Raw genomic sequence first — 26,185 nt, 5'->3', positions numbered from 1 at the left:
AGAATGTCCAAACCGCGTAAACCCAAGGGCCGGCCGGTCTCCGGCTGGATGATCCTCGACAAGCCTGTCGATTTCGGCTCCACCGAGGCCGTTTCCAAGATCAAGTGGCTCTTCAATGCCCAGAAGGCCGGCCATGCCGGAACGCTCGATCCGCTGGCTTCCGGCATGCTGCCGATCGCGCTGGGCGATGCCACCAAGACCGTGCCTTACGTCATGGATGGCCGCAAGATCTACGAATTCACCGTCACCTGGGGCGAGCAGCGCTCGACGGACGATCTTGAAGGCGAAGTGATCGAAAGCTCTGAACTGCGCCCGGCCGAACAGGATATCCGCGATATCCTGCCCAACTATACCGGTGTCATAAGCCAGATCCCGCCGCAGTTTTCGGCCATCAAGATTGCCGGTGAACGCGCATATGATCTTGCCCGCGAAGGCGAAGTCGTCGAGATTCCGTCGCGCGAAGTCGAGATCTTTCGCCTGACGCTGCTGGGTGCCGAAGAGAATTGCGCACATTTCGAAGTCGAATGCGGCAAGGGCACTTACGTCCGCGCGCTGGCGCGCGACTTTGGCCGCGATCTTGGCTGTTTCGGCCACATTTCCAATCTGCGCCGCACCTTTGTCGCTCCGTTTGTAGAAGAGAAGATGGTGCCGCTGGCTGATCTCGTCGCACTGGAAAGCATCGAGGATCGCGACGAACGTCTGGCTGCCCTGGATGCGCTGATGGTCGATACGGTCGAGGCATTGTCCGACCTGCCGCATCTGCCGCTCAGTGACGACCAGGCCTATCGTATCCGCATGGGCAACCCGGTCATCGTGCGTGGGCGCGATGCTCCGCTGGAGGCGCCGGAAGTGTATGCCACCTCAAAGGGGCGTCTGGTTGCCATTGGCGATATCGCTCAGGGTGAGTTCCGTCCGAAGCGGGTGTTCGGCTGATCCGTCGCCTGCCTCTTCCAATTGAAGCCTGAATAGTCTATAGGCAGCGCCAGCTAAGGGCTGCCTATTGGCATTTTCTTCGCATTCACGGCCTAGGCTGGACGACATCCCGGCCTTTGGCGACCCCTATTCCTCTTCACATAAAGGATCATACGATGTCGATCACTGCAGAGCGCAAGGCCGCCCTCATCAAGGAATACGCAACTGTCGAAGGCGACACCGGTTCCCCGGAAGTCCAGGTTGCTATCCTCACCGAGCGGATCAACAATCTGACCGAACACTTCAAGGGCCACAAGAAGGACAACCACTCCCGTCGTGGCCTTCTGACCATGGTTTCGAGCCGTCGTTCGCTTCTTGACTACCTCAAGAAGAAGGACGAAGCCCGTTACACCAAGCTGATCACCAGCCTGGGCGTACGTCGCTAATATCTCCCGGCGGGCGTTCGACAAGAGCGCCCGCCGGACCTCTTTTAAGGGCCATTGCCCGACTGACCATGCCTGTCGCGCGCATGATGTGTGCGAAAAACTGTCGGTGAGACCGGATGGGCCGGTTCACCAGATTAACCCCGACCTGTCATGGGGCAGGATTGCCGGATGCTTTGTTGGCCGAGATTTTTGATAAATCTTGGCCAATGTTTCCCTTTCAAGGGATAGGAGCTTCTCGTTGTCTTGCCCGTGATGTGTCACATCTGCGGTCGATTGTGCCGGTGCCCTTAAACGGGTTCACGTCATTCCCGCATTGAAGGACAACATATGTTCAATACCCACTCTGTCGAAATCGAATGGGCTGGCCGCCCGCTGAAGCTGGAAACGGGCAAGATCGCCCGCCAGGCAGACGGCGCCGTCCTCGCGACCTACGGTGAAACTGTCGTTCTCGCCACCGTCGTTTCGGCCAAGGCTCCGAAGCCGGGTCAGGATTTCTTCCCGCTCACCGTCAACTACCAGGAAAAGACCTACGCCGCCGGCAAGATCCCGGGCGGCTATTTCAAGCGCGAAGGTCGCCCAAGCGAAAACGAAACCCTGGTTTCGCGCCTGATCGACCGTCCGATCCGCCCGCTCTTCCCGGAAGGCTACAAGAACGACACCCAGGTCGTTGTCACCGTCGTCCAGCACGACCTTGAAAACAACCCGGACATCCTGTCCATGGTTGCCACGTCCGCAGCCCTGACGCTGTCGGGCGTTCCGTTCATGGGCCCGATCGGCGGCGCTCGCGTTGGTTACATCAACGGCGAATACGTTCTGAACCCGCATCTCGACGAGATGGACGAGTCCGTGCTCGACCTCGTTGTCGCCGGCACCCAGGACGCCGTCCTGATGGTTGAATCGGAAGCCAAGGAACTCAACGAAGAAATCATGCTTGGCGCCGTCATGTTCGGCCACAAGGGTTTCCAGCCGGTCATCGACGCGATCATCAAGCTCGCTGAAGTCGCCGCCAAGGAACCGCGTGATTTCCAGCCGGAAGATCATTCCGAACTCGAAGCCGACATGCTGAAGCATTTCGAAGCCGAGCTTCGCGAAGGCTACAAGATCACCCAGAAGGCTGATCGTTACGCCGCCATCGACGCCGTCAAGGCCAAGGTCAAGGCACATTACTTCCCGGAAGGTGTCGAGCCGAAGTACACTGCCGAAGTCATCGGCGCGATCTTCAAGCACCTGCAGGCCAAGATCGTTCGCTGGAACATCCTCGACACCAAGAGCCGCATCGACGGCCGCGACCTGTCGACCGTTCGCGCCATCACCTCGGAAGTCGGCATCCTGCCGCGCACCCACGGCTCGTCCCTGTTCACCCGCGGTGAAACGCAGGCGATCGTCGTTGCCACGCTCGGCACCGGCGAAGATGAGCAGTATGTCGACAGCCTGACCGGCATGTACAAGGAGCGCTTCCTGCTCCATTACAACTTCCCTCCCTACTCGGTTGGTGAAACCGGTCGTATGGGTTCCCCGGGCCGTCGCGAAATCGGTCACGGCAAGCTCGCATGGCGCGCTATCCGTCCGATGCTGCCGTCGGCTGAGCAGTTCCCCTACACGCTGCGCGTCGTTTCGGAAATCACCGAGTCCAACGGCTCGTCCTCGATGGCAACCGTCTGCGGCACCTCGCTCGCTCTGATGGACGCCGGCGTTCCGCTCGCAAAGCCGGTTGCCGGTATCGCCATGGGCCTGATCCTCGAAGGTGACCGTTTTGCCGTTCTCTCCGACATTCTCGGCGACGAAGATCACCTCGGCGACATGGACTTCAAGGTAGCAGGTACTGCCGACGGCATCACCTCGCTGCAGATGGACATCAAGATCGCCGGTATCACCGAAGAGATCATGAAGGTCGCTCTGGCCCAGGCACAGGGCGGTCGTACCCACATCCTCGGCGAAATGGCCAATGCCATCTCCGAAGGCCGTTCGCAGCTCGGCGAATTTGCTCCGCGCATCGAAGTGATGAACATCCCGGTCGACAAGATCCGTGAAGTCATCGGTTCGGGCGGCAAGGTCATCCGCGAAATCGTCGAAAAGACCGGCGCCAAGATCAACATCGAAGACGACGGCACCGTCAAGATCGCCTCGTCCTCGGGCAAGGAAATCGAAGCGGCCCGCAAGTGGATCCACTCGATCGTTGCCGAGCCGGAAGTCGGCGTGATCTACGAAGGCACGGTTGTGAAGACCGCCGATTTCGGCGCCTTCGTCAACTTCTTCGGCGCTCGCGACGGTCTGGTCCACATCTCGCAGCTCGCTTCCGAGCGTGTTGCCAAGACCTCCGACATCGTCAAGGAAGGCGACAAGGTCTGGGTCAAGCTGATGGGCTTCGATGAGCGCGGCAAGGTTCGCCTGTCGATGAAGGTCGTTGACCAGGCCACCGGCCAGGAAATCAAGAAGGCCGAAGGCGAAGCAGCCGAATAAGCTTTCGCTGATCGCAGGATCCGGGCGCGGGAGCTTTGTCTTCCGCGCCCTTTTCTTTATCTGTTCAAGCAACAACACTGCCCAGAAACCCCAAGGTCCGACACCATGAGCCGAGACGCCCTCAAGACGCTTTTCCATCCCTTTGCCACCGATCAGGTGCCGATGCCGGGCGAGGGCGAGCGCGTGCTCTTCCTTGGCGCCGAGGCAGGCCATGCTAAGCCGTCGGAGTTCTTGGGCGATATCACCGCCGTGCAGCCGTTCCGGCCGCTGTTCCGTTCGCTGGGCGATAATGCTTTCCCGGAGGCGGATGGCGAGGACTATGATTTCGGTCTCGTGCTCTGCGGCAAACATCGCGGCGAGAATGAAAACCGCGTCGCCGAAGTTTTGGCCCGCGTAAAAGTTGGCGGCGTGATCGTCATCGCCGGTGGCAAGGAAGATGGCATCCAGTCGCTCCGCACCACGCTGCTGAAGCTCGGCATCATTCTCGACTACGCGCCCAAATATCATGGCGTTGCCATCTGGTTCGGCCGCCCGGAAGATGCCTCGGCCAGCATCAAGGCTCTGCGCAAGACCGCAGGCATGGTCGAGGGACGCTTCGAGACCATTCCGGGCATCTTTTCCCATGATCACGTCGATCCGGGCTCAGAACTGCTCGCAAGCCGCCTGCCGAGCGATTTCGACGGCAATGCCGCCGACTTCGGCGCAGGCTGGGGTTATCTCTCCATCATGCTGGCCGAAAAATCGCGCCGTACCAACCGCATCGACCTGTTCGAGGCCGACTGGAAGGCGCTGGAATTCGCCAAGCGCAACCTCGCCGCCAATTGCCCGGATCTTAGCGCCCGTTTCTTCTGGCAGGATCTCGGCACCGAGCCGCCGAAGGAAAAATACGATCTCGTCATCATGAATCCGCCCTTCCATGAGGCGCAGGCGGCTGATCCGGAGCTTGGCAAGACAATGATCCGCGCAGCGGCCAGTTCGCTGCGCAGTGGTGGCCAGCTGCTGATGGTGGCCAATCGCGGCCTGACCTACGAGCCGGTCCTGGCTGAAGCTTTCAAGGAAAGCGGGGAGACCTGCCGCAATTCGAAGTTCAAGGTTCTCTGGGCGAAGAAGTAACCGAGCCCGCCAGCCAGCGTCATCATCCTGTTGAAATCAGGTCGCACATTTCCCTTCACGGTGGAGAATTCGTGGAGGGGGATGTGTGATGGCGCTCAAGCGACTGACGATCGGGACTTTCAATCTTCTCAATCTCAATGAGCCGGGCCTGCCGATCTATACGGGCGCCGGCTGGACAGACGAACAATACGATCGCAAGATCGATTGGACGGCACGCAATATCAGCCAGCTGAAGCCTGATGTTTTCGGGTTTCAGGAAGTCTGGCACGTCGCCTCACTTGAAAAGGCGCTGAAGACATCCGGCCTTGCCGATGATTACGATCTCATCGTGCCGCCGGATACGGACGGAAAAAGGATCGTCTGCGCCGCCATCGTCCGGAAAGGCCTGCTGACTGGCACGCCGGAATGGATCGAAAATTTTCCGGACAAATTTCGCCTCGAAAGTTCTGGTGACGACCCGCAGACGAAGGCGATCTCCGTCTCCATCGACAGTTTCTCCCGCCCCGTCCTGCATTTCACCATCAAGCCGCATGCCGACCATGAAGACGCGCATGTTTATGTCTGCCATTTCAAGTCCAAGGCGCCGACACGGATCGATGCCGAGGATTGGTATCGTGACGAAAAGACCTTCTACAGCAAGCATTCGACGGCAATAGGCGCTGCCATATCGACGATCCGCCGCACGGCGGAGGCTGCAGCATTGCGTTTTCTGCTGACGGATCAGATGAAGGGCAACCGCAAGTCCGTGGTGGTTCTCGGCGACGTCAACGACGGCCAGCTCAGCAATACCGCCAATATCCTGACCGGTCAGCCGCGTTTCCTGGTGGGAGACAGCCTCGGCGGCGGTGATACGGCGCTCTACACGGCGCAGACGCTGCAGGAATACCGCAGCACCCGCGATATCTATTACACCCATATCCATCAGGACATGATGGAATCGCTCGACCACATCTTTGTCAGCGAGGAGTTTTACGACAACAGCCGCCGACGTATCTGGATGTTCGATGGCCTGACCATCAACAACGACCACCTGCATTTCGACGATCACAAGGAAAGCGGGACGAACGACCACGGCATCGTTTGCGCGGCGTTCAAATACAAGCCGATGAAAGCCGAAGCCACCGATATCGTGGGTCAGGGGTAAGTACCCGTCATTGATATCTGAAAATTACAGTCTATGGTTGTGTTCGGTTGTTGCTGGGGAGCAATTGGATGCGCCGGGTATCGATTGCTTGCGGAATGTTTTTGGCCGGCATGTCACATGCGCGTGCCGAACCGGCCAGGATCACCTGGGAATGGTATAATGCCGCCGAAGTCTATCAGTCCGGGAAGCTCAAGGGATACGATGATCTCCGGCTTTCGGCGCATTATTTTCGCCTCGCTGCCGAGAAAGGCAATATGGCAGCCGCCTACAAGCTTGGCGAGATTTACGAGAACGGTATTGGTGTCGCAAAAGACCCGCTCCTAGCCTTCAACTGGTATATGCGCGCGGCGGCCCGGAACGACAAGCACGGGCAGCTGAAAATCGGCTGGTGTTACCAGAAGGGCATCGGCGTTCAAGCCGATCCGCAGATCGCGGCAATCTGGTATCGCGCCGCGGCCGAAAACGACAATGTCTGGGCCTATCATATGTTGGCATTCATGCTCGCAGATGGTGAGGGCGTGAAGAAGGACATAGAACTGGCAAAGCGCTATTTCGAACGCAGCCTGCCGCGGACGGATGACCACTGGGCCAAATGGAAGCTCGCCCATCTGGTGGCCGACGAAAATCCCAAGCGTGCGAAACAGCTGCTGAAAGAAGCAGCGGCCGCCGGGAATGTCCAGGCGGCCGTTGAATTGAACCAGTAGCTATGTAGTCGATTACTCGACGTCTGCCTTGCGCAGCTTGTCGAGCGTCGGCAGCGAAGTGATGCTGTAGCCGGCGTCGACGTAGTGCACTTCACCGGTCACGCCACGCGACAGGTCAGAGAGCAGGTAAAGCGCGGAACCACCGATATCCTCGATGGTGGCCGTACGACGAAGCGGTGCGTTTTCCTTGTTCCAGGAATAGATCGCGCGGGCATCCGAAATGCCGGCGCCGGCGAGTGTACGCACGGGGCCTGCGGAAATCGTGTTGACGCGAATGTCCTGCGGGCCGAAGTCCGCCGCCAGATAGCGCACGGAAGCTTCCAGAGCAGCCTTGGCAACACCCATGACGTTGTAGTTCGGGATGACGCGCTGAGAGCCGTTATAGGTCAGCGTCAGCATCGAGCCGCCATTGGTCATCAGCGGTGCTGCGCGCTTGGCGATTTCGGTGAAGGAGAAGCACGAGATCACCATGGTGCGCGAAAAGTTTTCGCGCGTGGTTTCGGCGTACTGGCCCTTCAGCTCGTTCTTGTCGGAAAAGCCGATGGCGTGGACGATGAAATCGAACGAACCCCAGCGCTCCTTGATGACGTCGAAAGTGGCATCGACGGAAGCGATGTCTTCGACGTCACAAGGAATGACGAAATCGGAACCGACTTCGGCCGCCAGCGGCTTCACACGCTTGCCCAGCGCATCACTCTGGTAGGTGAAGGCCAGTTCCGCGCCCTGCGCCGCCAGCGCCTTGGCAATGCCCCAGGCGATGGAATGGTTGTTGGCAACGCCCATGATCAGGCCGCGTTTGCCCTGCATGATACCTGTCATGGGATTATCCGTTGTAGCGCTGGAAGACGAGCGTGGCATTGGTGCCGCCGAACCCGAACGAGTTGGAAAGAACGGTGTCGATCTTGGCGTTGTCGATGCGCTTGCGCACGATCGGAACGCCGTCGAATTCCGGGTCGAGGTTCTGGATATGCGCGCTTTCGCCGATAAAGCCGGCCTGCATCATCAGAAGGCCGTAGATCGATTCCTGCACGCCGGCAGCGCCCAGTGAATGCCCGGTCAGCGACTTGGTCGACTGGATATGCGGGATCTTGTCGCCAAAAACGGTGCGGATCGCGCCGATTTCCTTCGAGTCACCAACTGGCGTCGAGGTACCGTGGGTGTTGATGTAATCGACTTCGCCCTTCACGGTCGAAAGTGCCTGACGCATGCAGCGGATCGCGCCTTCGCCAGACGGAGCAACCATGTCATAACCGTCGGAGGTTGCGCCATAGCCGGTGATTTCGGCATAAATCTTGGCGCCGCGAGCCTTGGCATGCTCCAGTTCTTCGAGAACCAGGACGCCGGCGCCACCCGCGATGACAAAGCCGTCGCGATCAACGTCGTAAGCGCGCGATGCGCTAGGGGCATTGTCGTTGTATTTCGAGGACATGGCGCCCATGGCGTCGAACAGGTTCGACATGGTCCAGTCGAGATCTTCGTGGCCGCCGGCGAACATGATGTCCTGCTTGCCCCACTGAATCATTTCAGCGGCATTGCCGATGCAATGTGCCGAGGTCGAGCAGGCCGACGAGATCGAGTAGTTGACACCGTGGATCTTGAACCAGGTGGCAAGCGTTGCCGATGCCGTCGAGGACATGGCCTTCGGCACGGCAAACGGGCCGATGCGCTTCGGGCTGTTGTTCTTGATGGTGATGTCGGCGGCTTCGATCAGCGTGCGGGTGGAAGGACCACCCGAACCCATGATGATGCCGGCACGCTCATTTTCGGCGTAGTCTTTTTCTTCCAGACCGCTGTCGGCCAGCGCCTGCTTCATCGCGACGTGGTTCCACGCGCCGCCCTGAGACAGGAAGCGCATGGCGCGGCGATCGACGAGGTCCGTCGTATCGATGTTCGGCTTGCCCCAGACCTGGCACTTGAAACCGTGCTCGGCGAAATCCTCGGAAAAGGAAATGCCGGACTTTGCCTGACGCAGGGATTCGGTGACTTCGCCAGCATCGTTACCGATCGAGGACACGATCCCCAGGCCCGTGACTACTACCCGTCTCATGTGATCAAACCTTTGTTGTTTTCGTCGACCGCTTTTGAAAAGCGGTTCAGGCCGTCTTGTCTTTGGACAGACCGACGCGCAGGTCGGTTGCCTGATAAATGGTTTCGCCGTCCGCCTTCAGCCAGCCGTCGGCTGTGCCCAGCACGAGGCGGCCTTTCATGACGCGCTTGAAGTCGATGCCGAATTCGAGAAGTTTGGTCGTCGGGCGGATCATGCCCTTGAACTTTACTTCGCCGGTCGAAAGCGCCATGCCGCGGCCCTGTTCGCCCAGCCAACCGAGGAAGAAACCGGTCAGCTGCCACATACCGTCAAGGCCGAGGCAGCCCGGCATGATCGGATTGCCTTCGAAATGGCAGGGGAAATACCAGTCGTCCGGACGCACGTCGTATTCGGCCCGCAGGTAGCCCTTGTCGAAGGCGCCGCCGGTTTCGGAAATATCCGTGATGCGGTGGACCATCAGCATGGGCGGTAACGGCAATTGCGCATTACCGGGTCCGAAGAGTTCACCATGTGCGCAGGAGATGATTTCTTCGTAGCTGTAGCTGGACTGTCTCGTTGCCATCAGGATTATCCATTACTCCGTCTGTCTCGGCCATCCGAAGCTATAGAGCAGGATCGGCACAAAATTAAGAGAGCTGACCCAATCCGCTTATCGCCGATCAATCGGGGCTGCCCTATTCGATCACGTGGGCATATAGGAAGCGAAGCCGCCAAACCAGAGGCGTAAACGCCGAATCTGCGTTTTTTCCCGGATGCAAAGGGCGTAGGCGGCGGCGCGAACACGTGCGCTATTGAAACCATTCGTCGCTAAAGTTATATCGGGTGTTGAACTTTATCAAAGCTGACAGGAGTTTGCTTGCATGATGGCTGAAGCCAGCATGGACGTGGAAACGAGATTGCGGGTATGCGGGCTGCGTCCGACGCGGCAACGTATCGCACTCGCAGATCTCCTGTTTGCCAAGGGTGACCGCCACCTGACGGTCGAGGAATTGCATGAGGAGGCGACATCCGCCGGCGTGCCGGTTTCGCTCGCCACCGTCTACAATACCCTGCACCAGTTCACCGAGGCCGGTATGATCCGCGTTCTCGCGGTCGAAAGCGCAAAGACCTATTTCGACACGAATACATCGGATCATCATCACTTCTTCGTTGAAGGACGAAATGAAGTGCTGGATATCCCGATCAACAATCTGGCGATCGACAACCTGCCGGCTCCGCCTGAAGGTATGGAAATCGCGCATGTCGACGTGATCATCCGTCTCCGCGAAAAGAAAATCTGATCGCAACCCGTGCGCGCTTCCCGCAAGCGCCACGCAAGCACCATCTGGGATTATGGGCCAAAGCCGCCGGTCGAGAGGCCGGTGCGCATGACTTTTCATGCCTGCCGTTTCCCGGGGTTATTTCGATGAAGCTATTGTCCATTGTCTCTGCGCTGCTTTTTCTGGTGGCAGCGGTGCCGGTGTCTGCCCAGCAGCAATTGCTGAGCGATCCGGAAATCTATGAAAAAGATCATTTCCGCAAGCAGTGCAAGACGGCCGAGTTCGGTGCCGATTTCATCACCCGGCTGGATATCAACAATGATGGCCTGATCGATGCGATCGCCAATCACGGCGCTTACACCTGTGATGGCACCAAGGGACCGGCTTGCAGCGCGGAAGAAGGCTGCCCCTATAATTTTTACCTGCAGGTGAAGGAGGGCGGTTATTTCATGATCGCCACCGCCCGCATCTTTTCCTACGATTTCATCAAGCGTTTCGGCAACATGGTCTTCGTGTTCAAGATGGCGCCGAAATATTGCGATCGCGACGGTGGCGATCCCTGCCAGATGACGGTGCGTGTGCGCGGCGCCAAATTCGTCACCATATCGAAGAAATAGTCAGGCTGCTGGTGTCGAACCATTGTGGCGTGACGTCGGACGCTGATTGTAGCGATGCTGCAGCGAGCGAGGAATGAACAGCGTGACGGCCGCAAAACCGAGCGTCAGCCAGGCCGCGATTTGCAGAGCATGCTCTGGAAGTCCGATGGCCAGCGCTGCGCCACAAAGCGCTCCAGTCGCCATGCCAAGCCAAGGAACGATCTGTACTGTCCAGCCGAAACTGCGCTCGCCGAGGATCATGCGGCCTATGCCGCGACCAAGGCGGGAGAGGGCACCGGTGACATAGGTCAGCCCGATCGGCAAACCCTCGATATGCTCGACCGCCGCATTCACCAGTCCCATAGCCAGAACGACGGCGTTGAAACGCCAGATCACCAGTTCGGGTGCAGCCAGCGCCGAAGCGATCGCCAGAAGCAACCCAACCGTTGTCAGAACAGCGAAGATGCGCCGTTCGAACAGATGCGCAACGACAATGCCGAGCGCATTGCCGAACACGAACGTAACGATGGCGCCGACGAGCACGAGTGCATGACCGTAGTCTCCCTGTTCGAAGGAAATCGCTGCGCGTGTCGTATTGCCGGTCATGAACGAGACGAAATCGCCGGAAAGCTGCAGCCCGATTGCATCGGTCAGCCCCGCCAGGAAGGATATTGCCGCCACAAGAGTAATGCCCAGGCTCGTGCGTCTGGTGCGAATGATCCGGCGTCGCCTTTGAATGGTCATTGTCGCTGTTCCTTTGCGCAGGTCCTATCAGGCGAAAATGAACGGTGACTGCATGCGGGTCTTGATGAATGTCAGGAAAGCAGCGTCATCGTCAGCGGATGATTTGTATCGGCCAATCCATCGACCACGGTAAAATGGTGACGGTCGGGCTCGTGATAACGGCCGGTGGCAGCGCCAAGCCCCGTCCAGACATTGGCAAGAAGGTCATTCTGGCGGATGAATTCCGCACGCTCATTGGCGCCCACCCAGCAAAAAAGGCGTGTGCCCTCGTCCGGCATCAAAAGCGCCGGGCTTTCCCGATTTGCTTCCTCCGGCGTCAATTGCAGCTTGTCGTTCAGTCGCGTGGTGAGCAGCGGGCGCAGGTCATGTACGCCGGAAATTGAGACGGTGTTGCGGATGCGCGCGCGGATATGCGGCGCAAGTGGCGATGTCGTTGACACCATGCGAGATACCAGATGCCCGCCTGCGGAATGCCCGGTTAGCTGCACAGGGCCCTTGAACCGGTTCGCGACCAATGTGATCGCCTCGGAAATCTCACGGGTAATATCGGAAATGCGCGCTTGCGGGCAGAGCGTGTATTGCGGCATGGCTACGGCATATCCGCGTGTCACGGCGCCATGGGCCAGATGCGACCAGTAGGATTTGTCGAGGCTTTGCCAGAAGCCCCCATGAACATAGATGACCAGACCCCGCGGCGTTTCGTCAGGCAGGAAAAGATCAAGCCGATGTCGCGGCTTTGGCCCGTACGCAACATCGATCTCGGCACGACCGTAGGCCGTCAACGTCTCCCTGTAGGCCTTGGCCGGCTCTGCCCATGCCTGTGGCCAGGCGCCGCCGTCCGGAATATTCGGCCCATTGGCGTAGGCGTCATTCCAGTCGGAAACCGCGTGAAAAATCATGAGCGTGCCTGTTGTGATACATTTCGATCGCGGCAGCGTAGCACGCATGTGGAGTTAGAAAAGCTCAGGATTGGGAAGAATGGCCTACCGGCAATGTGCTGCTGGCCACGCGGCGGGTGGCGGCTTCGTAAAAGCTCGTCAGCAGTTCCAGCATCTCGGTCGTGGATTGCAGGCTATTGTCAGAGCGATCGATCCGCTGAATCATCGACACAAGCAGGTTTTCGCGGACCGCGCGATAATCCTGAGTCAGTTGCTCGCCTGCCGACGTCGGGATGTAAAGCGTATCCTTGCGCGAACGGCCCTTGACGCGCTCGATCATTTTTAGACCCTGCAGTTTCTTGATGGCGTATTGCACATTGGCGGTGTCGTCGCGGCCGAGCAAACGGCAGATCTCGCTCAATCCTTTGGGCTTCTGGCGATAGCGGATCGTATGTAGAACCGCTGTTTCCAGTCCGCTGATGCTGGTATCGGCCAGGTCGCTGCAGCATTCCGACTGCCAGCGCAGGAAGGCGGCAGAAATGCGCCAGAGAGACCATTCGAATGCCGTCAATGCATCTTCGGACAAAGCGAGGTCCGCCAGGTCTTGAGCCGCTCCTTCAGCTCTGGTTATGTCATTCATTGGAATTCTCCACGCAGCTTGCGCGGAATATTGCATCAAGTTTTACGAAAATACAGTAGTTGTCTGGGTTAAATACTGTGTTTTATTCGGTATAAAGCGGGTAAATTTCACAGATCATAACGTCATTGGCTATTTCGGTGGATGGCAATACATCGATATCGCCTGATGCATGGGCCGAATCCATCAACGAAACTTTCGGCTGACATGTGCGGAATCACGTAATCCAAAACGCCAAGGGTAGTCCGTCGCCTTGGATATGCCGATACGCTTGCCTGTCACGACTATGGGCGAAATCGCCGGAAGTCCCAGAGCAAATGGGGGCAGCGATAGCGGCAATCCATCCTGCTCACTGCCGATCGCCAGCGCTTGACAAAGCCGCCCCGGACCGGAGCAGAGAAGGAGCGGATCCGTCTGGCGCCGTCGGGTCTCCATTTCGCCAAGACCAGACGTCGGCTGCAACGCTCGGATCAACACCGCGCTGCCGGGTTTGCAGACAAAGTTCAAACACCAGTGAATACCGTAGGAACTATAGACATAGGCGTGTGCCGGCGGGCCGAACATGGTGCGGTTGCGTGCGGTCATGCCGCGAAAACTGTGCGATGCCGGATCGTCCGGCTCATAGGCTTCCGTTTCGACGATCACGCCGCCGCAATCGGAAAACACCAGTTCCGCACCGATCAGGTCACGCGCGACCTCGACGGACGAGCGGTCGAAAAAACGCTGCAAATCCATCATGTCTCACCGTTCATCATCGGCAAGCATATCGTCCTGCCTGTGAATGCCGGCAAGCCCAAAATGTCGGTTCAGGCCGTGGCAATCGCCTTGTCATCTGCATCAAAGCGATGCATGCGGCTCTTGTCTGGTGTGGCGAAAACGATGTCATCTGGGCCATATCGATGTTCACCGAACAGGCGGACAGTCAAAAGGCCGGTTGCTTCGCTTTCGAGATAAAGAATGGTGTCGGCACCAAGATGTTCGGCATGTACGACCTTTGCTTTCCAGTCGCCGCTCTCGCGTGACAGGGCGATGTGTTCGGGGCGTATGCCGATGGTTTTCGCCTGTGTGTCGCCTAGACGTTCGGCCTCGATAAAATTCATCTGCGGAGACCCAATGAAACCGGCAACAAACGTGTTGGCCGGTCTGTTGTAAAGCTCCATCGGAGATCCGACCTGCTCGATCGCGCCGGCATTCAGCACCACGATCTTGTCGGCCAGCGTCATCGCTTCCACCTGGTCGTGCGTCACGTAGATCATCGTCGCCTTCAGCTGCCGGTGCAGCCGTGCGATTTCCAGTCGTGTCTGCACGCGCAAAGCCGCGTCGAGATTGGACAGCGGCTCGTCGAACAGGAACAGTTTTGGCTCGCGCACGATGGCGCGGCCGATGGCGACACGCTGGCGCTGGCCACCGGAAAGCTCTGCCGGGCGCCGCGCCAGATAAGGCCCGAGCGACAGCATGCGCGACGCTTCGGCGACACGTGTCTCGATCTCCTGCTTGGGTGCTCCAGCCTGTTTGAGGCCAAGCCCCATATTGTCCTTCACCGTCAGGTGCGGATAAAGCGCGTAGGACTGGAACACCATGGCAATACCGCGCTTGGCCGGCGGCACGGTGGCGACCTCCTGACCGTCGATCTGCATGCTGCCGCTGGTCGCATCCTCAAGGCCTGCGATGACCCGCAACAGGGTGGATTTTCCACAGCCTGACGGGCCGACAAAGATCACGAACTCCCCGTCCTCGACCTCGAGATCGATGCCCTTCAGCACCTCGTGCGTGCCAAAGGCCTTGCGGATGGATGTCAGTTTCAGCGAACCCAAGGGCTTGTTCCTTCATGTAATCTCAAAAACGGACCGGCAGCCCGGTACGCACGCTTTCGTCGGCCGCCAGCGCAAGGCGCAGCGATTGCACGGCATCGTCCATATGCCGTGTCAGGTCGATGTCTTCGCGGATGGCTTTCAGCACATAGGCCTGTTCGAGGTCGCAGAGCTCCTGATGGCCGGGTTCCCCTTCCATCTTGAGATCCTCGTCGGGTGTCAGAAAGCGGCCATCCGGCCCGGTTTCGGCGCGGTGCACGCGGATGACGGATGTTTTCGTATGCGTGTCGATATCGGCAGACCTGGCGTTTTCATCGACGCGGATGGACACCGACCCGTTGGGCGACATCACGTCCTTCACGAAAAATGCCGTTTCCGACATCATCGGCCCCCAGCCGGCTTCGTACCAGCCGACCGAGCCATCCTCGAACATCACCTGCAGATGGCCGTAATTATACATATCGGCGGCGATCTCATCGGTCATGCGCAGGCCCATGCCACGCACTTCCACGGCGCGCGCGTCCGTGATCTGGCACATCACGTCGAGATAATGCACGCCGCAATCGACGATCGGCGCCGTCGTCTGCATCAGCGCCTTGTGAACGTCCCAATGGGCGCCGGAGGACTGCTGGTTGAGGTTCATGCGGAAAACGTATGGCGGCCCGAGTTTTCGCGCCTCTGCTATCAACCGTATCCAAGAGGGATGGTGACGCAGGATATAACCGATCACCAGTTTTTTGCCAGCCGCCTTGGCGGCGGTTACCACACGCTCGGCGTCGGCAACCGTCGTCGCCAGCGGTTTTTCCAAAAACACATGGGCACCGGCTTCGAATGCTTTGATGGCATAGTCCGCATGGCTGTCGGAATAGGTATTGATCGAGCAGACATCCGGCTTCAGTTCGTTGAGTGCCGCCTCGAAATCGTTAAAGAACGGGTAGCCTTCAAGTTCTGCCCGCAGGTCCGGCCTGCTGCGGTTGACGAGGCCGATGATCTCGAAGCCCGGATTGTTGTGATAGGCCAATGCATGGCTTTTGCCCATATTGCCGAGGCCCGCGATAAGCACGCGAAGGGGAGTATTGGGACTCATTTGACGGCTCCCGAGGTAATGCCGCGGATCAGTTGGCGTGAAAAGATGACGTAAAGAACCAGTATTGGCAGAATGGCGAGCGATAGGGCGGAGAGAACTGCATTCCAGTTGGTCACGAACTGGCCGATGAACATCTGAGCGCCCAGTGTCACCGTCTTGGTCTCCTCACCGGGGGCGAGGATCAGCGGGAACCACAGATCGTTCCAGATCGGGATCATGGTGAAAACGGCAACCGTCGCCATGGCCGGGCGCACCAGCGGCAGAACAAGCCGGAAGAAGATCGCATATTCCGAAAGTCCGTCGATTCTGCCGGCATTCTTGAGGTCATCGGACACGGTGCGCATGAATTCAGAGAGGATGAAGATGGCAAGCGGCAACCCTTGCGCCGTATAGACCAGAACCAGCGCCGTCAGCGTGTTGACGAGACCGGCAGCGACCATACCCTGCAGGATGGCGACGGTGCCAAGCCGGATCGGGATCATGATGCCGAGCGCCAGATAAAGCCCCATCAGCAGATTGCCGCGAAACCGGTATTCCGACAGCGCAAACGCCGCCATGGCGCCAAACAGCAGCACGAGAGCGATCGATAGAACGGTGACGATCAGGCTGTTCTGGAAATAACCAAAGAAGTCGCCCTGTGCGAGCACGGTCTGATAACCGACGAGATCGAAGGTTGAGGGTGTAGGGATCGCCATCGGATCGCGGAAGATCGCATTGCGGCTTTTGAAGGAATTCACCAGCGTCAGGAACACCGGAAACAGCGCAATCAGCGTGTAGCTGATGAGAGCGAGATGGATCAGTCCGCTGCGGACAAGCGAAGTACGCGCCTTGGCCATGATCGCCTCCTTCAGAACTGGTAACGGCGCATGCGCCGCTGAATGACAAAAAGATAAAGCGAAACGCCGGCGAGGATGATCAGGAACATCACGGTGGCGATGGTGGCGCCCATGGAGCGGTCGCCCATCTGGTTCTGGAAACCGAAAAAGGTGCGATAGAGCAGAGTGCCCAGAATGTCGGTTGAGCCATCCGGTCCGGCCAGCGCCCCCTGTACCGTATAGATCAGGTCAAAGGCGTTGAAATTGCCGACGAAGGTGAGGATCGAGATGATACCGATCGACGGCAGGATCAGTGGCAGCTTGATCTTCCAGAACTGGCTCCAGCCGGTAATGCCGTCACATTCGGCCGCCTCCAGCACGTCTTCGGGAATGTTCAGCAGCGCCGCATAGATCAGCATCATCGGAATGCCGACATATTGCCATACGGAAATCAGCGAGACGGTGATCAACGCGCTGTCCGGGCGGCCGAGCCAGGGCGCAAACGCCCATTTCAACCCCACCCAATCCATCATGCCCGGCGCAATGCCCCAAATCGGCGACAGAATGAGTTTCCAGATGAAACCGACGATGACGAAGGAGAGCAGCGTCGGTACGAAAATTGCGGTGCGATAAAAGGTGGCGAAGCGCAGTTTTGAGATGGAGAGCATAGCCGCCAGCGCGATGCCCAGCGGGTTCTGCACGACCATATGGATGACGAAGAAAATCAGGTTGTTCCACAGCGCATTCCAGAAGCTGGCCGAAAGCCGCGGATCGGAAAACAGCGTGGCGAAGTTGGAGAGGCCGACAAATGCCGTCTGTCCGTCGACCAGATTATAGAGCGACAGCCGCAGTGTTTCGATCAGCGGCAGGATCATGATTGCCGTATAGACAAGCACCGCCGGCGCCAGAAACACGGCGATATGCCAGCGGGTGGGCCGTCTGATCGGCGCGATCGCGGGATCGGCGCTGTTGATGTCGCTCATGGGTTGGTTCCGGTGTTTTGCTGCAGTTTTTTTGCTTCGTGGGTGTGGGGTGTGCCCCTCATCCGCCTGCCGGCACCTTCTCCCCGCTAGCGGGGAGAAGGGATATGCCGCATGGTCTCAGCCCCATCACAACGTCGCGTGAGCCAAGTCCCCTCTCCCCGTCAAAACGGGGAGAGGGTTAGGGTGAGGGGCTACAGTTCGTGACGAGCGTTACTTCGCCGGCTTGTACCAGCTGTCCAGACCCTTCTGGGTCTCTTCTGCTGCCTGTTCCGGTGTCTGCGTGCCATTGATGACATTGGCCGACACGCGCCACATTTCCAGGTCGAGGTTCGGTTTGCCACGGCCGACGATTGCCGCACTCGGGCGGATGGTCGGTTTGCAATTCTGGCGCCAGGAAACGAATTCCTGCGCCAGTGGATCTTCCATCTTCACGGCCGTCGAATTCAGGCTGAAGAAGCCCGGCAGCGAATTGGCGTAAAGCGTGGCGAATTCCGGCGAGGCGACCCAGGCGAGGAATTTCTTTGCCGCTTCCGGGTTCTTGCCCTTGGCGTTGAGGCCGATGCCGATGTCGTTATGGTCGGAAATATAGCAGGTGTCGCCGGCCTTCTTCACCGGCGGCGGGAAGGCGCCCATTTCGAAATCGGCCTGCGCCTTGAACGGCGCGATTTCCCAGGAACCGGCCGGATAGATGGCGGCACGACCGAGCGTGAACAGGTTCTGGCTGTCCGGATAGGTCTGGGCCTCAAAGCCGTCGCCGAGATAGGGCTTCCACTTGGCAAGCGTCTTATAGGGCTCGACCCAGTCGGCGTCTGTCAGCTTCTGGGTGCCGGCGATGAGAGCCTTGCGGCCTTCCTCGCCCTTCCAGTCATTCGGGCCGATATTGTAATAGCCCATGGTGGCGGCTTCCCACTGGTCCTTGGTGCCCATGGCCATCGGGATATAGTTGCCGTCCGTCTTGATCTTGTCGAGCAGCGCGAAGAACTCGTCCTCGGTCTTCGGCGCCTCGACCTTCAGCTCTTCAAACGCCTTTTTATTGTAGATGAAGCCGTGAATGACCGATGCCATCGGCACGCAGAACGTCGTTTTGCCATCGTCCGTGGTCCAAGCGGATTTTGCCGTGTCGGAAAAGTTCTTGATGCCGTCGAGGTCGTTCAAAGCGGCCAACTGGCCTTTTTCGAACATGGCAAGCGAAAGGTCGAACGGGCGGCAGGTGATGAGGTCGCCCGCCGTGCCGGCTTCCAGCTTGGCGTTGACGGCCGAATTGTATTCGGTCGGCGCCATCGGCGCGAATGTCACCTTGATGCCGGGGTTTTTGGCTTCAAAGGCGGGGATCAGCTTTTCCTGCCAGATCGACAGGTCGTCGTTGCGCCAGCTTTCGATGGTCAGCGCGGTATCGGCTGCCTGTACGGCGCCGGCCAGTGCCGCAGGCACCAGTACGGTCGTGGCAAGCATCAAACCTTTCAGCATGCGGGTCATGTCGTTCTCCCTGTTTGCGCCCGCGGGCGCGTTTTCAGTTCCCAGTTATTATCTTTCGAATTCGGCAAGTGCCTGCCGTAGGACCTGCCCCGAACGGGCAAGGGCCGCCTGCGCCGCCGCGGCATTTTTCGCGCCTGCGGCCAGTAGAACTGCGACTTTCACAGAACCATCGGCACTTTGCAGCCTTTTGTCCGCGGCATTCATGTCGATGCCGGCAATTTCGGAAACGATACGCGTGGCACGGATGCGCAGCTTTTCATTGTCGGCGCGTACATCCACCATGTACCCGTCATGCACATGGCCGAGCTTGATGGCGGTGAGCGTCGACAGCATGTTGAATGCGATCTTTTGGGCGGTGCCGGCACCCATGCGCGTCGATCCGGCCACCACTTCCGGCGGCGTCGCCAGAAGAACGGCGACATCGGCAATGTCGAACAGCGGTGCGCCGGCATTGTTGGCAATGCCGATCACCTTTGCCCCACGCGCGCCAGCGATCTTCGCAATGGTCAGAGAGTACGGGGTTGAGCCGCTTGCAGAAACACAGATCACGCAGTCCGCGGCGGTGATCACAGCCGCGTCTTTTTCAGCGAGAGCCACATCATCTTCCGGACCACCCGCCAAATCGGCCAGGCTGGTTATGCCGCCGGCCATCAGCACCACGATCCGGTCAAGCGCTATGCCGTAGGTTCCGGGCAGTTCCAGCGCATCGGCCACGGCCATCAGGCCGGAGCTGCCGGCGCCCACATAGATCAATCGTCCGCCATTGCGCAGTGCATCAGCCGTCAGTTCTGCAGCGGCAGCAATCGCCGGAATGGCATCTGTTACCGCGCGCGCTGCCGACTGCTGACCGGTCGCCAGCAACCGCAGCACAGCCGCCGGCTCAAGCTGATCGAGCCCGATCGCCTTGTCATCTCTGGCCTCGGTGGCATTTTTGCTCATCCGAATTCTCCCTCGACGGAAATGATGCCAAAAAAATACCAATTGTCCAGATGCAAATTAACGATCGGATAAGTTGAATTTCTCGCGATGTGACGATACGCAAAAATACTACGCAAATTCAATAAATTGCGATCAAGTCAAAATGCGCATTGCAAATCGCGCTTGGCTATTGGTACTTTTTTGGTATTGTTTTGGCCGGAGGTGCGTATGCCAGACTATATTCTCGGGATCGATGGCGGTGGAACCAGCTGCCGCGCGGCGGTAGCGGATACCGATGGCCGCATTCTCGGCCGTGGTAAAAGCGGTGCCTCCAATATCCTGTCTGATCCCGACAACGCGCTGCGCCATATTGATGAGGCCGCCCGTCTGGCGTTCCGCGACGCCGGTCTGTCGGAAAATCTGGTCAGATACTCCTCTGCTCTTCTGGGACTTGCAGGCAACAATGTCGGTGATGCTGTCAATTATGTTCTCGCCCGCCTGCCGTTTCAGCGTTCCAGGATCGTCAATGACGGGTTGATCGCGCTTGAAGGCGCAGTCGGCAGCGAAGACGGCGCCATCGCCATTTTAGGCACCGGCACGATCTGCCTTGCGCGTCGCGGCAAAAAACTCACCTCCATTGGTGGTTGGGGTTTTCAGGTCAGCGACCTCGGCAGCGGTGCTCGCCTTGGTCACGCGGCCTTGCAGGAATGCCTGCTGGCGCATGATGGCGTTCGTTCGGTAACGCCGCTTTCCGCCGAACTTTTGGCCGAATTTGGCAATGATCCAGAGCAGGTGGTCGGGTTTGCCCGCAAAGCAAGCCCCGGCGAATTTGGTCGATATGCACCGCGGGTATTTTTTGCAGCGGAGCGCGGAGATGAAACGGCATTGCGTATTCTTCACGCGGCCGCCGCCGATGTCGATGCCGCACTCGATGCCGTGGTGGCTGTCATGGAAGGCGAGGGACGTCTGTGCCTGCTCGGTGGTCTTGCCGGTCTTTACCCGCCTTACCTTGCTGAACGGCATCGCAGCCGCTTGTCCGAACCATTGTCCGATGCGCTCACGGGTGCCGTTTCGCTCGCTGCGTCTGAACTCACGCCCGAGGGATTTGAGCGATGACGGAAGCGCTTTCCGCCCTTCTGCCGCTCGACGGTTTTCAGGCGGCAAGCGCTGGCCCGCTTTATCTGAAACTGCGTCAGACGCTGGAAGATGCCATTCGTTCCGGCCGGCTTGCCCATGGGGCCGCCCTTCCGGCCGAACGCGATCTTGCCGATTACGCCAGCGTCAGCCGCGTCACGGTGCGCAAGGCGGTGGATGATCTGGTGAAAGACGGTTTGCTCATGCGCCGTCACGGCTCCGGCACTTTTGTGGTCAAGCCGGTTTCGCGTGTCGAGCAGCCACTTTCGCATCTGACGTCGTTCACAGAGGACATGGCCCGTCGCGGCCTCGTCACCCGCTCGGAATGGCTGGAGCGCGGGCTTTATCATCCCTCACCGGAAGAAAGCGTCATGCTCGGCCTTGCGCCCGGCACGCTGGTTGCCCGCATCGGCCGTCTGCGCATCGCCAATGACATGCCGCTCGCCATCGAACGTGCCAGTCTGTCTGCCGAATTCCTGCCCGATCCGACCCGCGTCGCCACGTCGCTGTATGCCGAACTGGAAAAGACCCATACGCGGCCGATACGCGCCATCCAGCGCATTTCCGCCTGTAACGTGAAAAACCCGGATGCGGGCCTGTTGCAGATGTCGGTCGGTGCAGCTGGTCTGTCGATCGAACGTATTTCCTATCTCGGTTCCGGCCGGGTGGTGGAGTTCACGCGCTCCCTCTACCGGGGCGATGCCTATGATTTCGTGGCCGAGCTGACGCTCGGCGACCGCTGAAACCGGGAGACCACGATGACCACCCAGACCCATATGCGCCGCGAGATCGACGAGATCCCCGATGCCGTTGCCCGCCTTCTGGATCGCTCGGCGAAAGACCTTAAAACCGCAGGCCTCGCGCTACGCGAAAAGGATCCGGCCTTTCTCGTCACCATTGCCCGCGGTTCGTCCGATCACGCCGCTACATTCATCAAATACGCGGTGGAACTGACCGCCGGCCGACCGGTGGCCTCGCTCGGCCCGTCGCTCGCCTCCATCTACGGCGCGAAACTGAAACTGGCCGGTGGTGCGGCAATCGCCATTTCACAATCCGGCAAAAGCCCGGATATCGTCGCCATGGCTGAAGCGGCAACCGAAGCCGGTGCGGTCACGGTGGCGCTGACCAATACGCTGCCGTCGCCCATCGCGTCGGCTTGCACCCATGCACTCGATATCCAGGCCGGACCTGAACTCGCCGTCGCCGCCACCAAATCTTTCGTCAATTCCATCGTCGCCGGTCTGGCGCTGCTCAGCGAATGGACGGATGACGCCGGTTTGCGCAATGCCTTGCAGAATCTGCCTGAAATCTTTGGTAAGGCCGTCACCCTGCAATGGGACGATTTTGCCGCGGAACTCGGCGATGTCGAATCGCTCTATATGCTCGGCCGCGGTCCCGCACTTGCGATCGCCAGCGAGGCGGCGCTGAAATTCAAGGAAACGTCCAACATGCATGCCGAGGCCTATTCGGCGGCTGAAGTGCTGCATGGGCCGGTGGCGCTGGTGGAAGACAAGTTTCCGCTTCTCGCCTTTGCTGCACGGGACGCAGCCGAAAATTCGGTCGTAGAGATCGTCGAAAGCCTTGCCGGCAAACGCGCGCTCGCCTTTGCCACCTCGGACAAGGTCAAATCAGCACGCCCGCTGCCTTTCGTGGCAACCGGCCATGCACTCACCGATGCGCTGGCGTTGATCCTGCCCTTCTACGGCTTTGTCGAATCCTGGTCGCGTAGCCGCGGTTTTAATCCGGATGCGCCGGTGGCGCTCAAGAAGGTAACGGAAACACGATGACCGACAAGGCATATGTGGGCGCCCGCATTTTCGACGGCGAGGTCTGGCATGATGATTCGGCGCTGGTGATTTCTGGCGGCAAGGTGAATGCGATTGTACCTGCTACGGCGCTGCCGGATGACGCGGAAAGGCTTGCGCTTGAAGGTGGCGTTCTGCTCCCCGGTTTCATCGACCTGCAGGTCAATGGCGGCGGCGGCGTCATGCTCAATGACGCGCCGACTGTCGAAGGCATTTCACGCATCTGCACCGCCCATGCCCGTTTCGGCACGACGGCACTTCTGCCGACGCTGATCACCGATACGCCGGAAACCACCCGCGCCACGGTCGAGGCCGGCAAACAGGCGAGGCGCGAACGCGTTGCCGGCTTCCTCGGCCTGCATCTCGAAGGCCCACATCTGTCCGTTGCGCGCAAGGGCGCGCACGACCCGTCGCTGATTCGTCCCATGGAAGAGGCTGATCTCGCTCTGCTTTTGTCTTCGGCAAAAGATCTCGGTGTGCTGCTGACCACGGTGGCACCAGAAAACGTCACCGAGGTGCAAGTTCGAAAACTGGCGGATGCTGGAATCATCGTCAGTCTCGGTCATACCGAATCGAGTTTCGAGACGGCCGGGGTTTACGAAAAAGCAGGCGCGCGCATGGTCACGCATCTGTTCAATGCCATGAGCCCGCTCGGCCATCGCGAACCCGGCCTCGTCGGCGCGGCGCTGGAAAGCACCGAGGTGCATTGCGGTCTGATCGCCGACGGTATCCACGTCGTTGCACCTTCCATGTCGGTCGCTCTGCGCGCCAAGCAGGGGCAGGGCCACATCTTCATCGTCACCGACGCCATGTCGCCCATTGGCACAGAGGTCACCAGCTTCACCCTCAATGGCCGCGAAATCCTGCGCAAGGACGGTCGCCTGACGCTCGCTGACGGCACGCTCGCTGGCGCCGATATCGACATGCTGTCCTCGGTCCTGTTCGTGCATGAAAAGCTGGGCCTGCCGCTGGAAGAGGCGGTGCGCATGGCGACGGTATATCCGGCGCAAGCGGTCGGCATTTCGCACAAGGGTGGCTTGCTGGCCGGCATGGATGCGGATTTCGTGGTTCTGAACGGTGACCTGTCGATGAACGCCACCTTTATCGGCGGCAACTGCGTCCATCGCCAATAGTCGCTTCTGTCCGGGCCGCGCTGGTGTTATTGGCTGGCGCATGTCTGCCATCATGGAAAATACGGAAAACCGCAGCTGCGGCACCTGCACGCTCTGTTGCCGGCTGCCCGATATCGACCATTTCGATAAGCCGGCGAATGCGTGGTGCAGCCATTGCATCGAAGGGCAGGGCTGCTCGATCTATGCGAAACGTCCGTCGCTCTGTCGCGACTTTCTCTGCCTCTGGCGAACCGATGATTCGCTGCCGCCTGAATGGGACCCGAAAGTCTCGAAAATGATGATCTATGAGCAGGGGCCGCAGATCACGGTTCTCGCCGATCCCGATCATCCGGAAATCTGGCGAAGCGAACCCTATCGCAGCCAGCTCGAATCATGGTCGGCAAAAGCCGAACCATCGGGCGGCTACGTGATCTTGTTCTGTGGGGAAGAGGTGTTCAAGATCTGACACACAAGGGTGTTAGACGATCTCGTGTCAGGCAAAAGTGTTTGGGAAGATTGGTGGAGCTAAGCGGGATCGAACCGCTGACCTCTTGCATGCCATGCAAGCGCTCTCCCAGCTGAGCTATAGCCCCATCAGGGTGGTCCGGTATTTTCCGGTCCTGGGAAACTCCGTCGGCGCGTTCGCTTCGGGAGTGGCGGCTAAGTACTTCCTGTTTCCGAGAAGCGCAAGCCGAAAAATGCGGCCCGGTGAAAAAATCTCGTCCGGGCCGCATTTTAAAAGAAGATCAGCCTTCTTCGTCGTCGCCGCCGACGCCGATGATGCCCGACATGTCGTCGTCATCGTCTTCTTCGGTTTCGAGGAAGGTGTCGTCGTCGTCGCCGTCGAGCTCGACGTCGTCATCGCCCAGATCATCCGGGATGTCGTCGTTGCCCGCACCGTCGTCGTTGTCGTCGTGCGACACGAGCTCGGCTTCGTTGTTTTCGGTATCGACTTCCTGAACGTCCTCTTCCTCGGCCTGTTCCATGATGGCGGCTGCCGAGTTTTCTTCGAAGAAGGAAAGTGGCCAGGATTTGCCGCTGTAAGGCGACACGACCGGGTCACGATTGAGGTCGTAGAATTTCTTGCCGGTATCCGGGTCTACGCGTTTGGTACCAAGTTCCGCTTTTGCCACTGTCGAAAGCCTCGTGAGAATGGGCCGAATAGTATCGGCAATGCCGCATTGTTGCGGTCGTCATATTCAGGTGAAAATGCTAGCCGGTCCCCTTAGTCGTTGTCCATTGGCATGTCAAAGGCAATTTGACCCGGCAAAATCCCGCCATTCCGCAGCATGCAGCAAAATCGGCCGATTCTGCAACATGTTGCATGACCGACGCGGCGCCACATGCTAAGGCCGGCAAAAATGTGGTTTGCAGCCGGACAAGCGGGAGATTTTCTCTTGATACACATCACGATCGCCATCGATGGACCCGCCGCCGCCGGCAAGGGTACATTGTCCCGTCGTCTGGCGGAGACCTATGGTTTTCATCATCTCGATACCGGCCTCACCTACCGCGCCACCGCAAAGGCCCTGATCGATGCCGGCCTGCCCTTCGATGACGAGGCGGTCGCCGGGACGATGGCGCTCAATGTCGATCTTGCCGGTCTCGATCGTTCCGTTTTGGCGAAACACGAGATCGGCGAGGCTGCCTCGAAGATTGCCGTCATGCCATCGGTGCGCCGGGCGCTGGTTGAAGCGCAGCGCGCCTTTTCGAAAAGGGCGCCGGGCACCGTACTGGATGGCCGCGATATCGGTACGGTTGTCTGCCCGGAGGCGGCGGTAAAGCTCTATGTTACCGCCTCGCCAGAAGTGCGTGCCAGAAGACGTTATGATGAGATCATCGCTGCCGGACAGCCGGCCGATTACGATGCTATCGTCGAGGATGTGAAGAAGCGCGACGATCGCGACATGAACCGCGCCGACAGCCCTTTAAGGCCGGCGGATGATGCGGTCTTGCTAGATACCTCGGAAATGAGTATAGAAGCCGCGTTTCAGGCGGCAAAACGCATTGTCGATGCTGCTCTGAACCGAAATTGATGGCTTGCCGGTTTGTCCGGCTGCCGGCATGCCCCGCAGTTCAAGTCCCCGCGCCGGATTGCTTCTCA

28 protein-coding genes and 1 tRNA gene are annotated in these 26,185 nt (G+C 59.0%); 14 read left to right on the top strand and 15 right to left on the bottom strand.

The features are described 5' to 3' along the window. Nucleotides 1–3: 3 nt before the first annotated feature. The 6 genes from truB (at nt 4) to ACRQ1B_RS11800 (ending at nt 6,779) form a co-directional block, all read left to right on the top strand. Nucleotides 4–933 carry a tRNA pseudouridine(55) synthase TruB gene (gene truB, locus ACRQ1B_RS11825; protein WP_432293750.1) on the top strand — a complete coding sequence of 310 codons (930 nt, stop codon included), beginning with the start codon at nt 4–6 and terminating at the stop codon, nt 931–933. Between the two features lie 155 nt (nt 934–1,088). Next, nucleotides 1,089–1,358, top strand: coding sequence for a 30S ribosomal protein S15 (gene rpsO / locus ACRQ1B_RS11820; protein ID WP_432293749.1), 270 nt, complete (start codon nt 1,089–1,091; stop codon nt 1,356–1,358). Nucleotides 1,359–1,685: 327 nt separating this feature from the next. Then, the gene (pnp, locus tag ACRQ1B_RS11815; RefSeq protein WP_432293748.1) at nt 1,686–3,818 is read left to right on the top strand and encodes a polyribonucleotide nucleotidyltransferase; all 2,133 of its coding nucleotides are present in this window, start codon (nt 1,686–1,688) and stop codon (nt 3,816–3,818) included. 105 nt (nt 3,819–3,923) lie between these two features. Then, nucleotides 3,924–4,931, top strand: a complete 1,008-nt coding sequence (locus ACRQ1B_RS11810; RefSeq protein WP_432293747.1) for a class I SAM-dependent methyltransferase — start codon at nt 3,924–3,926, stop codon at nt 4,929–4,931. An 88-nt stretch (nt 4,932–5,019) separates the two neighbouring features. After that, nucleotides 5,020–6,075, top strand: coding sequence for an endonuclease/exonuclease/phosphatase family protein (locus ACRQ1B_RS11805; protein ID WP_432293746.1), 1,056 nt, complete (start codon nt 5,020–5,022; stop codon nt 6,073–6,075). A 68-nt stretch (nt 6,076–6,143) separates the two neighbouring features. Next, nucleotides 6,144–6,779: a tetratricopeptide repeat protein gene (locus tag ACRQ1B_RS11800; RefSeq protein WP_432293745.1), complete on the top strand. Its 636-nt coding sequence runs from the start codon at nt 6,144–6,146 to the stop codon at nt 6,777–6,779. Nucleotides 6,780–6,791: 12 nt separating this feature from the next. On the opposite strand, the gene fabI is transcribed toward ACRQ1B_RS11800, so the two are convergent. Genes fabI through fabA form a run of 3 tightly spaced genes read right to left on the bottom strand, consistent with a single transcriptional unit; the run spans nt 6,792 to nt 9,388 of the window. Further along, nucleotides 6,792–7,598, bottom strand: coding sequence for an enoyl-ACP reductase FabI (gene fabI / locus ACRQ1B_RS11795; protein WP_432293744.1), 807 nt, complete (start codon nt 7,596–7,598; stop codon nt 6,792–6,794). A gap of 4 nt (nt 7,599–7,602) precedes the next feature. Next, nucleotides 7,603–8,826 carry a beta-ketoacyl-ACP synthase I gene (gene fabB / locus ACRQ1B_RS11790; RefSeq protein ID WP_432293743.1) on the bottom strand — a complete coding sequence of 408 codons (1,224 nt, stop codon included), beginning with the start codon at nt 8,824–8,826 and terminating at the stop codon, nt 7,603–7,605. A 46-nt stretch (nt 8,827–8,872) separates the two neighbouring features. Then, on the bottom strand, nt 8,873–9,388 hold the full coding sequence (gene fabA, locus ACRQ1B_RS11785; protein ID WP_432293742.1) for a 3-hydroxyacyl-[acyl-carrier-protein] dehydratase FabA: 516 nt from the start codon (nt 9,386–9,388) through the stop codon (nt 8,873–8,875). A gap of 301 nt (nt 9,389–9,689) precedes the next feature. Between fabA and irrA the strand changes: the two genes are divergently transcribed. After that, nucleotides 9,690–10,106, top strand: coding sequence for an iron response transcriptional regulator IrrA (gene irrA, locus ACRQ1B_RS11780; protein ID WP_432293883.1), 417 nt, complete (start codon nt 9,690–9,692; stop codon nt 10,104–10,106). A gap of 125 nt (nt 10,107–10,231) precedes the next feature. Then, a complete protein-coding gene (locus ACRQ1B_RS11775) occupies nt 10,232–10,702 on the top strand; it encodes a hypothetical protein (RefSeq protein ID WP_432293741.1) in 471 nt (156 codons plus the stop codon). Here ACRQ1B_RS11775 and ACRQ1B_RS11770 read toward each other — a convergent pair whose 3' ends face one another. The 10 genes from ACRQ1B_RS11770 to ACRQ1B_RS11725 form a co-directional block, all read right to left on the bottom strand. Beyond that, a complete protein-coding gene (locus ACRQ1B_RS11770; protein WP_432293740.1) occupies nt 10,703–11,425 on the bottom strand; it encodes a YoaK family protein in 723 nt (240 codons plus the stop codon). 71 nt (nt 11,426–11,496) lie between these two features. Continuing rightward, the gene (locus ACRQ1B_RS11765) at nt 11,497–12,324 is read right to left on the bottom strand and encodes an alpha/beta hydrolase (protein WP_432293739.1); all 828 of its coding nucleotides are present in this window, start codon (nt 12,322–12,324) and stop codon (nt 11,497–11,499) included. 64 nt (nt 12,325–12,388) lie between these two features. Next, nucleotides 12,389–12,943, bottom strand: coding sequence for a winged helix DNA-binding protein (locus tag ACRQ1B_RS11760; RefSeq protein ID WP_432293738.1), 555 nt, complete (start codon nt 12,941–12,943; stop codon nt 12,389–12,391). A 183-nt stretch (nt 12,944–13,126) separates the two neighbouring features. Beyond that, the gene (locus tag ACRQ1B_RS11755; protein WP_432293737.1) at nt 13,127–13,678 is read right to left on the bottom strand and encodes a DNA-3-methyladenine glycosylase; all 552 of its coding nucleotides are present in this window, start codon (nt 13,676–13,678) and stop codon (nt 13,127–13,129) included. Nucleotides 13,679–13,746: 68 nt separating this feature from the next. Next, nucleotides 13,747–14,754 (bottom strand): ABC transporter ATP-binding protein, encoded by a 1,008-nt coding sequence (locus tag ACRQ1B_RS11750; protein ID WP_432293736.1) that lies wholly within the window; start codon nt 14,752–14,754, stop codon nt 13,747–13,749. Nucleotides 14,755–14,776: 22 nt separating this feature from the next. Further along, entirely contained in the window at nt 14,777–15,838 is a 1,062-nt protein-coding gene (locus ACRQ1B_RS11745; protein ID WP_432293735.1) for a Gfo/Idh/MocA family protein, read from the bottom strand. Next, a complete protein-coding gene (locus ACRQ1B_RS11740) occupies nt 15,835–16,674 on the bottom strand; it encodes a carbohydrate ABC transporter permease (RefSeq protein WP_432293734.1) in 840 nt (279 codons plus the stop codon). The genes ACRQ1B_RS11745 and ACRQ1B_RS11740 overlap by 4 nt, the downstream gene beginning before the upstream one ends. An 11-nt stretch (nt 16,675–16,685) precedes the next feature. Next, a complete protein-coding gene (locus ACRQ1B_RS11735; protein WP_432293733.1) occupies nt 16,686–17,636 on the bottom strand; it encodes a carbohydrate ABC transporter permease in 951 nt (316 codons plus the stop codon). A gap of 210 nt (nt 17,637–17,846) precedes the next feature. Continuing rightward, on the bottom strand, nt 17,847–19,112 hold the full coding sequence (locus ACRQ1B_RS11730) for an ABC transporter substrate-binding protein (RefSeq protein WP_432293732.1): 1,266 nt from the start codon (nt 19,110–19,112) through the stop codon (nt 17,847–17,849). A gap of 48 nt (nt 19,113–19,160) precedes the next feature. Next, a complete protein-coding gene (locus tag ACRQ1B_RS11725; RefSeq protein WP_432293731.1) occupies nt 19,161–20,051 on the bottom strand; it encodes an N-acetylmuramic acid 6-phosphate etherase in 891 nt (296 codons plus the stop codon). A gap of 207 nt (nt 20,052–20,258) precedes the next feature. On the opposite strand from ACRQ1B_RS11725, the gene ACRQ1B_RS11720 reads away from it, so the two are divergent. Genes ACRQ1B_RS11720 through ACRQ1B_RS11700 form a run of 5 tightly spaced genes read left to right on the top strand, consistent with a single transcriptional unit; the run spans nt 20,259 to nt 24,547 of the window. Next, nucleotides 20,259–21,146, top strand: coding sequence for a glucosamine kinase nucleotide-binding domain-containing protein (locus tag ACRQ1B_RS11720; RefSeq protein ID WP_432293730.1), 888 nt, complete (start codon nt 20,259–20,261; stop codon nt 21,144–21,146). Beyond that, the gene (locus ACRQ1B_RS11715; protein WP_432293729.1) at nt 21,143–21,907 is read left to right on the top strand and encodes a GntR family transcriptional regulator; all 765 of its coding nucleotides are present in this window, start codon (nt 21,143–21,145) and stop codon (nt 21,905–21,907) included. Before ACRQ1B_RS11720 ends, ACRQ1B_RS11715 begins: the two co-directional genes overlap by 4 nt. A gap of 15 nt (nt 21,908–21,922) precedes the next feature. After that, nucleotides 21,923–22,951 carry an SIS domain-containing protein gene (locus ACRQ1B_RS11710; RefSeq protein ID WP_432293728.1) on the top strand — a complete coding sequence of 343 codons (1,029 nt, stop codon included), beginning with the start codon at nt 21,923–21,925 and terminating at the stop codon, nt 22,949–22,951. After that, the gene (gene nagA / locus ACRQ1B_RS11705; protein WP_432293727.1) at nt 22,948–24,102 is read left to right on the top strand and encodes an N-acetylglucosamine-6-phosphate deacetylase; all 1,155 of its coding nucleotides are present in this window, start codon (nt 22,948–22,950) and stop codon (nt 24,100–24,102) included. The genes ACRQ1B_RS11710 and nagA overlap by 4 nt, the downstream gene beginning before the upstream one ends. Before the next feature lie 40 nt (nt 24,103–24,142). Further along, nucleotides 24,143–24,547, top strand: coding sequence for a hypothetical protein (locus tag ACRQ1B_RS11700; protein WP_432293726.1), 405 nt, complete (start codon nt 24,143–24,145; stop codon nt 24,545–24,547). 51 nt (nt 24,548–24,598) lie between these two features. Here ACRQ1B_RS11700 and ACRQ1B_RS11695 read toward each other — a convergent pair. Both ACRQ1B_RS11695 and ACRQ1B_RS11690 read right to left on the bottom strand, forming a co-directional pair. Further along, nucleotides 24,599–24,674 (bottom strand) — tRNA-Ala (locus ACRQ1B_RS11695). Between the two features lie 153 nt (nt 24,675–24,827). Then, nucleotides 24,828–25,214 (bottom strand): TIGR02300 family protein, encoded by a 387-nt coding sequence (locus tag ACRQ1B_RS11690; protein WP_432293725.1) that lies wholly within the window; start codon nt 25,212–25,214, stop codon nt 24,828–24,830. A 273-nt stretch (nt 25,215–25,487) separates the two neighbouring features. On the opposite strand from ACRQ1B_RS11690, the gene cmk reads away from it, so the two are divergent. Then, entirely contained in the window at nt 25,488–26,117 is a 630-nt protein-coding gene (gene cmk, locus ACRQ1B_RS11685; protein WP_432293882.1) for a (d)CMP kinase, read from the top strand. The last annotated feature ends 68 nt before the right edge of the window (nt 26,118–26,185 follow it).

Origin of the sequence: Endobacterium panacihumi (genome assembly GCF_050847465.1) — a bacterium.
In the GTDB taxonomy this organism is placed as follows: domain Bacteria; phylum Pseudomonadota; class Alphaproteobacteria; order Rhizobiales; family Rhizobiaceae; genus Neorhizobium; species Neorhizobium panacihumi.
The sequence above is the reverse complement of the archived record's forward strand: the minus strand, read 5'-3'. Positions and strand labels throughout refer to the sequence as shown.

Excerpts from the sequence above, each read along its gene's own strand:
- ACRQ1B_RS11755 (WP_432293737.1), bottom strand. The coding sequence starts at position 13,678 with ATGATGGATTTGCAGCGTTTTTTCGACCGCTCGTCCGTCGAGGTCGCG.
- pnp (WP_432293748.1), top strand. The coding sequence starts at position 1,686 with ATGTTCAATACCCACTCTGTCGAAATCGAATGGGCTGGCCGCCCGCTG.
- ACRQ1B_RS11700 (WP_432293726.1), top strand. The coding sequence starts at position 24,143 with ATGTCTGCCATCATGGAAAATACGGAAAACCGCAGCTGCGGCACCTGC.
- ACRQ1B_RS11775 (WP_432293741.1), top strand. The coding sequence starts at position 10,232 with ATGAAGCTATTGTCCATTGTCTCTGCGCTGCTTTTTCTGGTGGCAGCG.
- ACRQ1B_RS11760 (WP_432293738.1), bottom strand. The coding sequence starts at position 12,943 with ATGAATGACATAACCAGAGCTGAAGGAGCGGCTCAAGACCTGGCGGAC.
- ACRQ1B_RS11745 (WP_432293735.1), bottom strand. The coding sequence starts at position 15,838 with ATGAGTCCCAATACTCCCCTTCGCGTGCTTATCGCGGGCCTCGGCAAT.
- ACRQ1B_RS11735 (WP_432293733.1), bottom strand. The coding sequence starts at position 17,636 with ATGAGCGACATCAACAGCGCCGATCCCGCGATCGCGCCGATCAGACGG.
- ACRQ1B_RS11810 (WP_432293747.1), top strand. The coding sequence starts at position 3,924 with ATGAGCCGAGACGCCCTCAAGACGCTTTTCCATCCCTTTGCCACCGAT.
- ACRQ1B_RS11805 (WP_432293746.1), top strand. The coding sequence starts at position 5,020 with ATGGCGCTCAAGCGACTGACGATCGGGACTTTCAATCTTCTCAATCTC.
- ACRQ1B_RS11730 (WP_432293732.1), bottom strand. The coding sequence starts at position 19,112 with ATGACCCGCATGCTGAAAGGTTTGATGCTTGCCACGACCGTACTGGTG.
- ACRQ1B_RS11770 (WP_432293740.1), bottom strand. The coding sequence starts at position 11,425 with ATGACCATTCAAAGGCGACGCCGGATCATTCGCACCAGACGCACGAGC.
- nagA (WP_432293727.1), top strand. The coding sequence starts at position 22,948 with ATGACCGACAAGGCATATGTGGGCGCCCGCATTTTCGACGGCGAGGTC.
- fabA (WP_432293742.1), bottom strand. The coding sequence starts at position 9,388 with ATGGCAACGAGACAGTCCAGCTACAGCTACGAAGAAATCATCTCCTGC.
- ACRQ1B_RS11800 (WP_432293745.1), top strand. The coding sequence starts at position 6,144 with ATGCGCCGGGTATCGATTGCTTGCGGAATGTTTTTGGCCGGCATGTCA.
- ACRQ1B_RS11715 (WP_432293729.1), top strand. The coding sequence starts at position 21,143 with ATGACGGAAGCGCTTTCCGCCCTTCTGCCGCTCGACGGTTTTCAGGCG.
- ACRQ1B_RS11710 (WP_432293728.1), top strand. The coding sequence starts at position 21,923 with ATGACCACCCAGACCCATATGCGCCGCGAGATCGACGAGATCCCCGAT.
- rpsO (WP_432293749.1), top strand. The coding sequence starts at position 1,089 with ATGTCGATCACTGCAGAGCGCAAGGCCGCCCTCATCAAGGAATACGCA.
- truB (WP_432293750.1), top strand. The coding sequence starts at position 4 with ATGTCCAAACCGCGTAAACCCAAGGGCCGGCCGGTCTCCGGCTGGATG.
- fabB (WP_432293743.1), bottom strand. The coding sequence starts at position 8,826 with ATGAGACGGGTAGTAGTCACGGGCCTGGGGATCGTGTCCTCGATCGGT.
- ACRQ1B_RS11740 (WP_432293734.1), bottom strand. The coding sequence starts at position 16,674 with ATGGCCAAGGCGCGTACTTCGCTTGTCCGCAGCGGACTGATCCATCTC.
- ACRQ1B_RS11725 (WP_432293731.1), bottom strand. The coding sequence starts at position 20,051 with ATGAGCAAAAATGCCACCGAGGCCAGAGATGACAAGGCGATCGGGCTC.
- fabI (WP_432293744.1), bottom strand. The coding sequence starts at position 7,598 with ATGACAGGTATCATGCAGGGCAAACGCGGCCTGATCATGGGCGTTGCC.
- irrA (WP_432293883.1), top strand. The coding sequence starts at position 9,690 with ATGGCTGAAGCCAGCATGGACGTGGAAACGAGATTGCGGGTATGCGGG.
- ACRQ1B_RS11765 (WP_432293739.1), bottom strand. The coding sequence starts at position 12,324 with ATGATTTTTCACGCGGTTTCCGACTGGAATGACGCCTACGCCAATGGG.
- ACRQ1B_RS11720 (WP_432293730.1), top strand. The coding sequence starts at position 20,259 with ATGCCAGACTATATTCTCGGGATCGATGGCGGTGGAACCAGCTGCCGC.